Annotated in this window: 12 protein-coding genes; 7 read left to right on the top strand and 5 right to left on the bottom strand. The window is 70.7% G+C overall.

Features of this window, described 5'->3' with window-relative positions; all coding sequences use genetic code 11:
- The 3 genes from B0W88_RS24230 to B0W88_RS24220 form a co-directional block, all read left to right on the top strand.
- A partial coding sequence (locus B0W88_RS24230; RefSeq protein WP_144006931.1) for a S9 family peptidase occupies positions 1-646 on the top strand: 646 nt, incomplete at its 5' end.
- The gene (locus B0W88_RS24225) at positions 643-1,128 is read left to right on the top strand and encodes a GNAT family N-acetyltransferase (protein WP_083749031.1); all 486 of its coding nucleotides are present in this window, start codon (positions 643-645) and stop codon (positions 1,126-1,128) included. The genes B0W88_RS24230 and B0W88_RS24225, both read left to right, overlap by 4 nt.
- 6 nt (positions 1,129-1,134) lie before the next feature.
- Complete coding sequence (locus B0W88_RS24220; protein ID WP_077037185.1) at positions 1,135-1,635, top strand: cupin domain-containing protein; 501 nt, start codon at positions 1,135-1,137, stop codon at positions 1,633-1,635.
- Here the strand turns inward: B0W88_RS24220 and B0W88_RS24215 are convergent.
- Together B0W88_RS24215 and B0W88_RS24210 are read right to left on the bottom strand one after the other, a co-directional pair.
- Positions 1,599-4,448, bottom strand: coding sequence for an EAL domain-containing protein (locus B0W88_RS24215; RefSeq protein WP_077037184.1), 2,850 nt, complete (start codon positions 4,446-4,448; stop codon positions 1,599-1,601). The genes B0W88_RS24220 and B0W88_RS24215 overlap by 37 nt on opposite strands.
- Before the next feature lie 177 nt (positions 4,449-4,625).
- Entirely contained in the window at positions 4,626-5,828 is a 1,203-nt protein-coding gene (locus B0W88_RS24210; protein ID WP_077037183.1) for a polyhydroxyalkanoate depolymerase, read from the bottom strand.
- A 153-nt stretch (positions 5,829-5,981) separates the two neighbouring features.
- Between B0W88_RS24210 and B0W88_RS24205 the strand changes: the two genes are divergently transcribed.
- Complete coding sequence (locus tag B0W88_RS24205) at positions 5,982-6,701, top strand: glutathione S-transferase (RefSeq protein ID WP_083749030.1); 720 nt, start codon at positions 5,982-5,984, stop codon at positions 6,699-6,701.
- Between the two features lie 208 nt (positions 6,702-6,909).
- On the opposite strand, the gene B0W88_RS24200 is transcribed toward B0W88_RS24205, so the two are convergent.
- From B0W88_RS24200 to B0W88_RS24190, 3 genes are all read right to left on the bottom strand, one after another.
- On the bottom strand, positions 6,910-7,266 hold the full coding sequence (locus tag B0W88_RS24200) for an H-NS family nucleoid-associated regulatory protein (protein WP_077037181.1): 357 nt from the start codon (positions 7,264-7,266) through the stop codon (positions 6,910-6,912).
- A gap of 69 nt (positions 7,267-7,335) precedes the next feature.
- Positions 7,336-7,689 carry a cupin domain-containing protein gene (locus B0W88_RS34915; protein ID WP_233151828.1) on the bottom strand — a complete coding sequence of 118 codons (354 nt, stop codon included), beginning with the start codon at positions 7,687-7,689 and terminating at the stop codon, positions 7,336-7,338.
- Entirely contained in the window at positions 7,607-8,839 is a 1,233-nt protein-coding gene (locus B0W88_RS24190; RefSeq protein WP_077037179.1) for a diguanylate cyclase, read from the bottom strand. Before B0W88_RS24190 ends, B0W88_RS34915 begins: the two co-directional genes overlap by 83 nt.
- Positions 8,840-8,975: 136 nt before the next feature.
- Here B0W88_RS24190 and B0W88_RS24185 point away from each other — a divergent pair, with 136 nt between their 5' ends.
- The 3 genes from B0W88_RS24185 to B0W88_RS24175 all read left to right on the top strand — a co-directional run.
- Positions 8,976-10,763, top strand: a complete 1,788-nt coding sequence (locus B0W88_RS24185) for a hypothetical protein (RefSeq protein ID WP_144006929.1) — start codon at positions 8,976-8,978, stop codon at positions 10,761-10,763.
- A gap of 2 nt (positions 10,764-10,765) precedes the next feature.
- Positions 10,766-11,749: a hypothetical protein gene (locus B0W88_RS24180; RefSeq protein ID WP_077037177.1), complete on the top strand. Its 984-nt coding sequence runs from the start codon at positions 10,766-10,768 to the stop codon at positions 11,747-11,749.
- Between the two features lie 5 nt (positions 11,750-11,754).
- Positions 11,755-12,436, top strand: a 682-nt coding sequence (locus B0W88_RS24175; RefSeq protein ID WP_144006928.1) for a hypothetical protein, incomplete at its 3' end; no start/stop codon positions are given.

The raw sequence follows: 12,436 nt of genomic DNA, 5'->3' as shown, positions 1-12,436 counted from the left end.
CAGCTGGACCGAGTTCCTCGCCAACCGCCGCTACGGCGTGCTGCAGGTCAACTTCCGCGGCTCCGACGGCTACGGCAGCGAGTTCAAGCGGGCTGGCCTGCAGCGCTGGGGCCTGGAGATGCAGGACGATCTCAGCGACGCCGTCGACTGGGCCGTGGCGCAGGGCTATGCCGATCCGAAGCGCATCTGCATCGTCGGCGGCAGCTACGGCGGCTATGCAGCGCTGATGGGCCTGGTGAAGACGCCGCAGCTCTACCGCTGCGGTGTGAGCTTAGCCGGCGTGACCGACCTGCAGGACCTGGTGCGCTACGAGTCCGACTACTACGGCGGCCGCGTGCAGGCCGAGGCGCAGATCGGCGATTGGTGGAGCGACCGCGAACGGCTCAAGGCCACATCGCCGGCCCGCCAGGTCGAGCGCATCCGCGCGCCGGTGCTGCTGATGCACGGCAGCGACGACCGCGTGGTGCCGGTCGAGCAGAGCCGCGACATGGCCAAGGCGCTGCAGCGTGCCGGCAAGCCGGTGCGCTATGTCGAGCAGGACGGCGGCGACCACCAGCTCAGCCGCAACGTCAACCGGCTGCAGTTCTTCCAGGAGCTGGAGGCCTTCCTGGCCGCCAACCTGGGCCGCGGCGGAGGCGCCGAGTGAGCATCACGGTGATCGAGATGGGCGCGGGCGACCTGCCCGACGTGCTGGCGATCCAGGCCCGCTGCTACGACGCGGCCAAGCACGAGTCCGCGGCGGTGTTCCAGGCCAAGCTGGACGCGGCGCCGGGCTGCAGCTTCGTGGCTCGCCGCGGCGCGACCACGCTGGGCTACCTCGTGGCCGTGCCGGCACTCATGGGCCTGCCGCCGCCGCTGCACGGCGAGGACTGCCCGCTGCCGCCGGCGCCCGACTGCCTCTACCTGCACGACATGGCCGTCGCCCCCGAGGCCCGCGGCAGCGGCAGCGCGCGGGCGCTGGTGGCGGCCTTCCTCGCGCAGCAGCGGCGCCTGGGCTTCGCCCATGCCGCGCTGACCGCCGTCAACGGCGCGTCCGGCTACTGGGAGCGGCTCGGCTTCACCGCCCGTGACGCCGTCGGGCTGGACAGTTATGGTGACGGCGCCGTCTACATGACCCGACAGGAGTAGCCAACCATGCTCAAGCCGATCGCCAATCTGGACGAACTCGAATTCGATGACGTCGAGAACAACGGTTACTACACGTCCAGGCGGGCCCGCTTCAGCGCTTCCATCGGCGCCCGCAAGCTCGGCTACAACCTCACCGAGCTGCCGCCCGGCAAGACGCAATGCCCCTTCCACGCGCACCGGATCGAGGAGGAGATGTTCCTGATCCTCGACGGCGAAGGCGAGCTGCGCTTCGGCAGCGAGCGCTACCCGATCCGCCGCAACGACGTGATCGCCTGCCCGGTCGGCGGCCCGGAGGTGGCCCACCAGATCATCAACACCGGCACGACGACGCTGCGCTACCTGAGCCTGTCCAACCTGGGCGACGTGGAGATCTGCGAGTACCCGGACTCGGGCAAGACCGGCCTGTTCGCCGACACGCCCGGGGCGCCGACGCTGCGCGCGCTGCACCGCGACGCGGCGAAGGTCGACTACTACGACGGCGAGAGCACGACGCCACCGGGCGCGTAGGCCGCCAGCCGTTCCTCGAAGCGCTCCGCCGGCTCGGCCCGGCCGAACAGCCAGCCCTGCGCCTGCGCGCAGCCGGCGTCGGCCAGCCAGCGGCGCTGCGCCTCGGTCTCCACGCCCTCGCCGATCACCTCCAGCGCCAGGCCGCGGCCCAGCGCGATGATGGCGGTGGCGATGGCCGCGTCGGCGCCTTCCTGGTCCACCAGCGCGACGAAGCTGCGGTCGATCTTGAGCCGCGAGACGGCGAAGCTCTTGAGCTTGCCGAGGTTGGAATAGCCGGTGCCGAAATCGTCGATCGCCAGGCGCACGCCCAGCCCGGCGAGCTGGCGCAGATTGGCCGCGCTGGCGGCATTGCCGTCGGTGAACAGGCTCTCGGTGATCTCCAGCTCCAGCCGCTCGGGCGGGAAGCCGGTGGTGAGCAGCACCTCGGCCACGCGCTCGCCGAAGTCGGCCTCGTTGAGCTGGCGCGGCGACACGTTGACGGCGATCTGCAACGGCCGGCCGTCGATGCCGCGCCAGTGCAGCGACTGGCGGCAGGCGCGGTCCAGCACCCAGTCGCCCAGCGGCACGATCAGGCCGGTCTCCTCGGCCACGCCGATGAAGCGGTCCGGCATCACCAGGCCCAGCTCCGGGTGGCGCCAGCGCAGCAGCGCCTCGGCGCCGAACAGGCTGCCGTCGTCGATGCGCACCAGCGGCTGGTAGTGCAGCTCGAAGGCGCCGCGGGCCAGCGAGTCGCGCAGCTCGGTCTCCAGGTCCAGCCGCTCGCGGATCGTGCGCTCCAGCTCGCCGGTGAAGGCGCGCGCCTCGTTGCGGCCCTCGCGCTTGGCCTGGTACATCGCGGCATCGGCCTTGCGCAGCAGGGTCTCGGCATCGCGCCCGTCCTCGGGGAAGCGGCTCACGCCGATGCTGCAGGTCACGTGCAGCTGGCGGCCCTGCAGCGACACCGGCTCGCCCACGCGCTCCCGCACCCGCGCCAGCAGCGCGTCCAGCAGCACCTCGCCGCGGCCCTGGGTCTCCAGCAGCACGACGAACTCGTCGCCGCCGAGCCGCGCCACCACGTCGTCGCTGCGCACGCAGCCGGCCAGGCGCTCGGCCACCGTCTTCAGCAGCACGTCGCCGGTGTCGTGGCCGAGGCTGTCGTTGATGACCTTGAAGTGGTCCAGGTCGATGAACAGCAGCATGAAGGGGCCGCGCTCGGCCTCGCGCTCGATGCGCCGCGCCAGCTGCTCGCGCAGCTGCAGCCGGTTCGGCAGGCCGGTCAGCGCGTCGTAGTTGGCCAGTTGCTGCAGGCGCTGCTCGTGGCCGACGGTGGAGGTGCTGTCGCTGGCGACGATGACGCTGTGGCCCAGCTCGCCGTCGGCGCCGTACAGCGGCGTGGCGAACAGGTCGCACCAGATCTGCCGGCCGTCGCGCCGCAGGTAGCCGTGGCGGCGCGCCTGGCCGGCCTGCGCCGCCTCCAGCAGCTCGGCCAACGGCTGGCCGTCGGCGCGATGGGCCAGGGCCTCGACGGACTGGCCGGTCAGCTCGGCAGCCGCATAGCCGCTCATCGCCTCGAAGGCCGGGTTCACATAGGCGATCGGCTGGCCGGGGCTGCGCCGATCGACGATGCAGATGCCGGTGGCCACCGAAGCCAGCGCCAGGCTGTGCAGGCGCAGCGCCTGTTCGGCGCGGCGGCGCTCGCCGATGTCGCGCAGGTGGGCGGTGAAGCCGGGGCGGCCTTCGACCGGCGTGGCGGTCAGCGAGAGTTCCAGCGGGAACTCGCTGCCGTCGCTGCGCCAGCCCACCGTCTCGATGCGCTGGCCCAGCAGCTCGGTGGCATCGCCGGCCAGCAGCGCCTCCATGCCGCGCTGGTGCTGCTCGCGCAGCGCCGGTGGCACGATGCAGTCGGCCAGCGGGCGGCCGATCACGTCGGCGCGGCGCATGCCGAAGGCGGCCTCGGCGGCGCCGTTGAAGTGCACGATGCGGCCCTCGCCGTCCATCGTGATGATGCAGTCCAGCGCCGCCTCGAGGATGGCCTGGGTCTGCGCCGCGCTGAACTCGGCCTTGCGATTGGCGCGGGCCAGCCGCGCGGCGTCGCGGCGGCGCTGCAGGCGCAGCCGGTGGGTGTCGATGATCGAGGCCACCAGCGTCAGCAGCATCAGGCTGCTGGCGGCCAGGCCCACCAGCAGCGCCAGCCAGCCGCCGGAGAGACCCGTGCGCGGCGTCATGCAGACGCTGCCGGGCGCGAAGCGGGTGGCGGCCATGCCGGTGTAGTGCATGCCGGCCACCGCCACGCCCATCAGCAGCGCCGCGCCGACGCGCCGGCCCAGCGCCTCCTGCAGGCTCGTGTGGCGCAGGTGCAGGGCCACCGTCAGCGCGACGAAGGAGGCCACGATGGCGATCAGCACCGACAGGGCCACCATCAGCCAGTCGTAGCCGTAGGCCGGCGCCATCGCCAGGGCCGACATGCCGGCGTAGTGCATCGTGGCGATGCCCATGCCCATGGCCAGCGCGGCCACGGCGCGCTCCTCCACGCTGGTGCGCGGGCGGCGCAGGAAGCTCAGGCCCAGCGCCGAGGCGCCGATGGCCGGCAGCATCGAGCCCAGCGTGGTGGCCAGGTCGAAGGACAGCTCGATGCCCAGGTGCAGGGCCAGCATGCCGACGAAGTGCATCGCCCAGATGCCCAGGCCCATGGCCACCGCGCCGCCGCACAGCCAGCCCAGGCTGCTGCGCCCGCTCTTGCTGACGCGGGCCGCCAGGTCCAGCATCGTGAAGGCCGCGAAGGACGCGACCAGGTACGACAGCAGCACCAGCCCCAGGTCATATGAAACCGGCATCGAGCCTCTCCCCTTGAAGTCTTGTTGACGCGGCCGAATCAAGACGTTCGGTACGCGCCGCTTCTGCACGACAAGGCGACAGACTAGCGTCGGGGCTGAAACAACGGTGTCAAAAAGTTGGCGGCCCAGGGGTCATCCGCCCCGGGCTTGCGTGACTTATTGCCGGCAGGCGGCCCGCTATTTCGACAGTTCGATGAACTCGCGCACCAGCGGGTAGATCCGCTGCTGCCAGCGCCGGCCGCTGAACACGCCGTAGTGGCCCACGCCGGCCTGCACGTAGTGGCGGCGCATATAGGGCCGCAGGCCCGGGGTCAGGTCTTGCGCGGCGAGGGTCTGGCCGGCGGAGCAGATGTCGTCGCGCTCGCCTTCGACCGTCAGCAGCATCGTGCGGCGGATCGCCTCGGGCCGCACCGGCCGGCCCTTGAAGCGCAGCTCGCCGCGCGGCAGCGCGTAGTCCTGGAACACCAGGCGCACCGTCTCCAGGTAGAAGTCCGCCGCCAGGTCGGACACGGCCATGTACTCCTCGTAGAAGGTGCGGGTGATCTCGGCCTTGTCGAACTCGTCCTCGACCAGGTGGCGGTAGAAGTCCTTGAAGGCGTTGGCGTGGCGCTCCTTGTTCATGCTCATGAACGCCGAGAGCTGGACGAAGCCCGGGTACACCCGGCGGCCGCCGCCGCCCAGGCGCCAGGGGACGCTGGCGATCAGGTTGCGCTCGAACCACTCGATCGGCTTGGAGGTGGCCAGCTCGTTGACGGTGGTGGGGTTGATGCGGCAGTCGATCGGACCGGCCATCAGCGTGAGGCTGGCCGGCGTGGCCGGATGATGGTCCTCGCTCATCACCGCGACCGCCGCCAGCGCGCTGACGCAGGGCTGGCAGACCGCCAGCACATGGGCGCCGGGGCCGAGCGCCGCGATGAAGTCGATCAGGTGCTGGGTGTACTCGTCCAGGCCGAAGCGGCCGGCGGCGAGCGGCACGTCGCGCACGTTGTGCCAGTCGGTGACATAGACGTCGTGGTGCTCCAGCAGCGTGCGCACCGTGTCGCGCAGCAGCGTGGCGAAGTGGCCGGACATCGGCGCCACCACCAGCACCCGCGGCTCGCCGGCCGGCGAGCCGACCTTGGCGAAGCGGCGCAGCGTGCAGAAAGGCGTCTGCAGCGCCGCCTCCTCCTGCACCGGCAGCCCGGCGGCCGTGTCGATGCGCCACGGCGGGCGCCGGTGGGTCACCCGGGCCAGCTCCATCAGCTGCCAGCCGGCCGCAAGGCGCCGGGCCGAGGGCCAGTCCTTCAACAGCCCGTCCTCCAGAAGCGGCAGCGAGGCCCGCGTGGCCGCGTGCAGCGGCCACAGCATGTCGCTGTGCGCCTGGTAGGCCTGGTAGATCATCGCGCTCGTTCTCCGCCTGTCGTCGCGCGCGTGATGTGGTGTTGTACGCGCCGGCTCCCTGGGCGAGTCAGCACGCAAGGAGCGAGCCAATGCGCTTCTGCTCCTTCATGGCACACGCCTTGCGTGCGCGCCCGGCACCAGGAGGACTCCGACATGCCCCTTGCCGCCGCTTCCCGCAGCCGGACCCGCAGCAGCAGCACCAAGGCCGCCCCGCCGGCGGCCACGGCCACGCTGACGATCAGCAGCCGCAACTACTCGTCCTGGTCGCTGCGCGGCTGGCTGCTGGCGCGCTTCGCGGGGCTGGACTTCAGCGTCGAGGTGGTGCCGCCTGACGACGCCAGCGCGCGCCAGGAACTGCTGCTGCTGGCCCCGTCCATCCGCGTGCCCTGCCTGACGCACGAGGGCGCCAAGGTCTGGAACACCTTCGCCATCGGCTGCTACCTGGACGAGCTGAAGCCCGGCGCCGGCCTGCTGCCAGCCGAGCGCATCGCCCGCGCCCACTGCCGCTCGGTGTGCGGGGAGATGAACTCGGGCTTCGCCAACCTGCGTTCCTCGCTGCCGATGAACCTGAAGGCCCGCCACCCGGGCCACAAGATCTGGGCCGGCGCCCAGCCCGACATCGACCGCATCGTCGAGATCTGGACCGACTGCCTGGCCACCTACGGCGGGCCCTACCTGTTCGGCCCGATGCCGGGCATGGCGGACGCTATGTTCGCGCCGGTGGTGACCCGTTTCCTGACCTACGACGTGAGGCTCAACAAGCCCGCCATCCTGTACTGCCAGACGATCATGGCGCTGCCGGAGATGAAGGAATGGATCGCGGCGGCGAAGCAGGAGCCGGACGAGATCGAGGATCTGGACATGGATTTCTAGCCAGGATCGGGCCGCAGCGGTGCCATCGAGCAATTGAAACAAACGCATCGGGGCCGAAGGATGAAGCCCTGTGATCTACTCGAATCGGCTTCGGCCCCCGCCTTTTCCTCCCTGAAGCGGGAGTTTCAGCGCGGTGACAGCGAGGAAACTTTCAAGGCCCCGCCTTCCCGGCGGGGCTCTTTTCTTTTCGGCGGGCTCGCCGGCGAATTCAGGACTCGACCCTGAACTCCTCGCGTTGCCGCCCCTCGGCCACGTACTGGCTCAGCCACCTGGCGGGCTGGCCGCGCCCGCTCCAGGTGTTCTCCGGGTTGGCCGGATCACGGTACAGGACACGCGCAGCCGAAGTCGGTGCGGTGGCGCTGCCGCGCCGCTTCGCCTCGGTATACGGCAGCAATGCCTTGATGCCTTCCTCGACGCTGAACCCCGCGGCCTGCAGCTTCCTGGCATAGCCGTCCGCCAGGACCTTCAGTTCCTCGTCCCGCTTGCCCTCGATCTCCTGCTCGAGCCTGGCCCTCAGCGCAACCAGTTCCGCGTAGGACAACTTTCCAACATCTACGTCTGCCATCTTCTTCACGCTTGCCCCGCCAAATGGCGGCGTGTGATGGTACGCCCGGCCACCGGCCGCCACGACGCATTACTTCCACGGCGTCGGCTCGGGCACCTCGCAGACCGGTTCCACATCCACGGACCTGAAATCCGCGGGGCTGACGATCTCGAGGTATTCCATGTCGGGCGAGTAGTCGAACAGGAAGTGGCGGATGCCCGGCCGCTGGTGAACCACGTCGCCGGCCTCGACCAGGGTCACCTGGTCTTCGTACATGAACTTCGCCCAGCCCTTGGTCATGATGACAATCTGGAAGTCCGCCTCATGGCGGTGCCAGCCGGTGCCCTGCTCCGGTGCCAGGTTAGCCTTCACCAGGTGCGCGATCACCTGGCCCTGCGTCGCCGCGGCGATGCCGAGGTCCTTGTAGAGGAAGAAGTCGCGCAGGCCGCCGCCCTTCCATTCGGTGTCGGCCGGCTTCAGATGCGAAAACTGCGTCGTCGTCATGGCGGAACCCTCCTGCACACGACGTGCAAGAAGCATTCCTCAGACCGGCGGGGCGACGACCCGGTTGGGCGCCGTCCTGGCCGGAGGACACCTCGGCCTGCAGCATCGACAGGCCGATCGAGATCGTCACCCGCAGGATGCTGCCGTCCGCCACGGCCAGCGGCGCGGCGGCGATCGAGGCGCGGATGCGCTCGGCGATCTCGCCGGCGTGGCGCAGCGAGGTCTGCGGCAGCAGCACGACGAATTCCTCGCCGCCGTAGCGGGCGATCGTGTCGCCGGCGCGCAGCTGCGCCTGGATCAGCTGGCCGATGGCGCGCAGCACCTCGTCGCCGCTCTGGTGCCCATGGGTGTCGTTGATGCGCTTGAAGCCGTCCAGGTCCAGGAACATGCAGGCCAGCGGATGCCGGTAGCGCCGCGCCTGCGCGATCTCGACCTGGCAGCGGTGCTCGAAATAGCGCCGGTTGTGCACGCCGGTGAGCCCGTCGGTGAGCCCGGCGAGCTTGAGCCGCTCCTGGTTCAGCGCGCTTTCCAGGCAGACGGCGCCGATCGCGCACAGGCGCTCCAGGAAGTGCGTGCCGGCATCGGCCGCGTAGCGCTCGGCGCTGCGGCTGCCGAAGTGCAGGCTGCCGATCAGCGCGCCGTGGCGCACCAATGGCAGCAGGGCGACCGAGCCAACGGAAGCCGCCGGGAACAGGGCCGCGTGGGCCGCCGGGTCGTAGCGGCCCAGCCAGGGATGCAGCCGGGTGCCGTACAGCGCCTGCAGCGCGGCGGGCGACTGGGCGAGGGTCAGGCCTTGCAGCGCGGCATCGCCGCGCAGGTCGGATTCGAGCATGCGCGAGACCTCGCCCTCGCGGTCCACCAGCGTCAGGCTCACCTGCTCCAGCCCGAAGGCCAGCCGGTACTCCACCAGCAGCAGGCGCAGCAATTCCACCACCGAGCGGGCACCGATCAGCCGGTGCTCCAGCTGGTCGAAGCGGCGCATCTTGTCCTCGTTGTTGCGGGCCTCGCGCAGCAGGGCGTCCAGCTGCTGGCGCAGCGCGAGGTTCTGGGCTTCGAGCGAGGCGGCGGTGGTCGGATGGCCGGGGTCCATGGGGGTGCCAGCATAGCCGAGGGCCGCCCCGGTGTTTCCTCTATCCACAAGCGGGTGGAAGCCGCGCCGCCATCCGGTCAATTCCCCAGGCCGCGGCCCCCAGGACTGGCCTACATTGCTTCACAGGAGCGAGGACATGGACTACAGAAGTCGAATGGCCGGGGCGGTGGTGGCCCTGCTGGCCGGGGCCTGCGCGCAGGCCCCCAGCAACACCGGCTCAGCGGGCACGGCCCCCGCACCCGCGCAGCAGCCGGCGCAGCAGCAGCAGTCACCGGGCGTGCTCGGCGCCGGCGCGGCGGCGCTGCAGAGCGGCGTCAGCGCGGTGGGCGGCGCCTTCGACAAGCTCACTGCCAAGGCGCCGCTGCAGGCCACCGAGCGGCCCATCGTCGGCACCGGCGACGTGCGCATCGCCCAGCTGTTCCAGAAGCACGTCGTCAGCGGCAAGGACCTGCTGCCGGACCTGGTGCAGATCCGCACCGGCGCCAATGCCCGCGGCGGCTACAAGCGCGAGCTGCTCGGCGCGCCCGGCAGCTACCCGCCGCTGCGCCAGGACAATGCGGCCGCGATGCTCAAGCAGGCCGCCACCGACGCCGGCCTCGAGGTGCTGGAGCAGCTGCTGAACCGTGCGCTCAGCAGCGCCGGCGCCGAGGGCCTAAGCAGTTACCTGAGCGGCATCGAATCCTCGACCGAGCTGCTGCGCGCCGAGGCGGTGGAGCTGCCCCAGCCCGGCAAGCTGACGATCCAGCAGAAGCGCCGCATCGTCTCGATGGCGGCGATGCTGGTCGCCATCCGCATCAGCAACAAGCAGATGGCCAAGGCGCGCGAGGACTTCGCCGGCGTGGAGGCCGACTACGCGAAGATGATCGAGCGCCGCGAGCTGGCCGCGCAGCTGCTTTACGAGTTCCTGCAGCAGAGCGGTGGCGGTGGCCGCGTCGGCGACCTGGGCGCCGAGGACATGGCCTGGCTGCGCGGGCGGCGCAACGCGCTCTCGATCCAGCAGTTCGCCACCGACATGGACGCGCAGAACCTGGCGCTGCGCTACCTGCGGGCCAAGGATCCCGCCGCCTGGCAGGACTACCGCAACACCGCCGAGCGCGCCAGCAAGCGCACCACCGCCTATGTGCGCACGATGCTGGGCGGCGTGGCCTTCAGCGTGCTGGCGCGCAGCTTCGGCCGCGACGTGCTGAAGATCTACAAGGGCCGCCAGCCGGAGGAGCTGATCGTCACCGCGCCGCTGGTCTTCGACTACGGCGTGCAGCTCAAGACCACCACGCAGACCGCCTGGGACCTGACCACCAACGGCCTCTTCGCCGACCTGGGCAAGGCCTTCAACCCCTCGCTGTACCGCTGGGACGAAAGCGCCGGCAAGCCGCGCGACCTGGCCGCCGCCCGGCAGGTCTTCGACTCGCTGGAGGCGGCGCCGGCGGCCAGCCAGGAGTTCCGCAACGCGCTGATCCGCGACGGCGCGGTGGGCCTGATCTACCGCATCTACCTCTGCGACAAGGGCATGGCCGGCCGCCTGGTGGACGCCGCGGTGCCGGCCGCGCGGCGCGACGAGCTGATGCGGACCTATCTGCAGCAGCCCGAGCTGGAAGGCTTCAGCTTCGCCGCCAGCTTCGAGGCCCCGGCCGAGAAGGAGAAGGGCATCGCCGACGCGCTGCTGCGCAGCGACCAGCGCCGCCTCACCTCCGACCGCACCGGCGCGCTGGCCCAGGTGCAGCGCGGCATCGCCGAAAACTACGCCGCCAGTTGGAACAACGACCACCTGCTGCGCCTGATCTTCGCCAACCGCGAGGGCGCCGCGGCGCAGGCCTCGCTGCAGGTGGACAAGGTGTCGATCCGGGCCGTGCCCTCTATCCAGTCGATCTATGCCTATGAGGCCCAGGTGGAGGGCTGCAAGGCCCCCGCTCCAAGGAACAAATGACCATGAAGCCTGACGTCCTGTTTCGACTGACCACCGCATCGGCCCTGCTGCTGTTCGTCGCGGCCTGCGCCACCGACAAGCCGCTGATCAGCCCCCACGCGCCGGAGAAGGTGCAGCAGACGCAAGGCGCGATCCGCATGCCTTCCGGCGTCTACCTCGAGGGCCTGCGCACCATCGACAACGCCGCGCGCACCAAGCTCTACGTGCAGATGGAATACATCGGCGAGCCGGGCAAGGACAAGCTGATGTTCTCGCCCGCGGTGGCGCGCAGCCTGGACCTGACGCCGCGCCAGATGCAGCGCGTGCTGATGGACACGCTGCTGGCCTCGCGGCGCTTCGACGTGCTGTCGATGGACAACTCGGTCACCGCCGAGATGTCCAACTTCCAGGTCACCGCGCTGGTCACCGACGCCTACCAGAAGCTGGAGCCCACCGAGGGCGGCCGGCGCGTGGCGATCAGCCGGGTGAAGCTCTCGCTGCAGATCAAGAACCTCTACACCGGCGAGCTGGTGATGCAGGACCGGGCGATCGCGGTGGAGGGCCAGAGCGGCCTGTCCAGCGGCGACCGCACGGTGCTCGGGCCCAAGGACGACCCGGCCAGCCCGATGGCCCAGCAGAGCCTGGCCGCCGACTACAAGAACGCGCTGCACCGCGCCTTCAAGGAGGCGGCGATCCGGGTCGGCGAGATCTTCCGGCCGGTGGGCAAGGTGGTCTCGGCCGACGGCGACAGCCTGGGCCTGCTGGGCGGCATCCGCCAGGGCTTCCAGGGCAAGGACGAGCTGGTGGTGTTCCGCGTGAAGACCGCGCCGATCGCGGGCAAGGAGGAGATCGTCAGCACGGTGCCGGTGGCCGTCGTGCGCTGCGACGGCGTGGGCAGCAACACCAGCCAGTGCGAGATCATCCGCCGCCATGCCACGCTGAAGCCGGAGCTGGGCGACTACGCGATCCTCAGCGATGTCTCCATGGGCAACGCGCGGATGGATTGAGCGCCATGGACGCCCGCACTCCGAAGAATCCCTCGCGCCGCAAGGCGCTCGCGCTGCTGGGCCTGCAGCCGGTGTTGCAGCGTGTGGCGCTGGCCCAGGGCGGCCGGCCGCGCACCGACATCGTCACCGTGCTCTACCGCCGCGAGCAGGACAGCGCGCCGCCGCGGCTCGACCCGGTCGTGCAGACGGCCACGCTGGCGCTGGAGGACGAGTTCCTGCAGCAGGGCCTGAAGGTGGTGCAGCCCACCGCCGAGACCTACAAGGTGATGGATGCCGGCCCTGGCGTGGTCGTCACCTTCGCCACGGACGCCGGCTTCTCGGTCGTCTTCAGCGCCTACCGCAACCTGCGCCCGGTGCCGGGCCAGGATGCCGGCATCGCCGAGGTGCGGCTGCAGGCGCGGGTCTTCGTGGGCCGCAACATCCTGGTGGCGGCCGAGGGGCGCGGCCAGATGTTCACGCAGCTGCAGGAGGGCCAGCGCGAGTTCGGCGAGCGCCGCGCGCTGGACCTGGCGGCGCGCAAGGCGGCCAAGGAGTTCGTCGGCCAGGCGACGCTGAAGCTGCGCTCGCTGACGCCGGAGCAGCTGCAGCAGATGCTGGCGCCGCCGCAGCTGGTGGCGGGCAGCATGGCGCTGCCGACGAGCACGATCCTGGCGCCCAATCCACCGCCCGCGCCTGTTGCGCCGGCTC

This window comes from Pelomonas sp. KK5 (assembly GCF_001984095.1).
Taxonomy (GTDB): Bacteria; Pseudomonadota; Gammaproteobacteria; order Burkholderiales; family Burkholderiaceae_C; genus KK5.
Note: the sequence above shows the minus strand (reverse complement) of the source record. Positions and strands in the feature narration are given on the sequence as shown.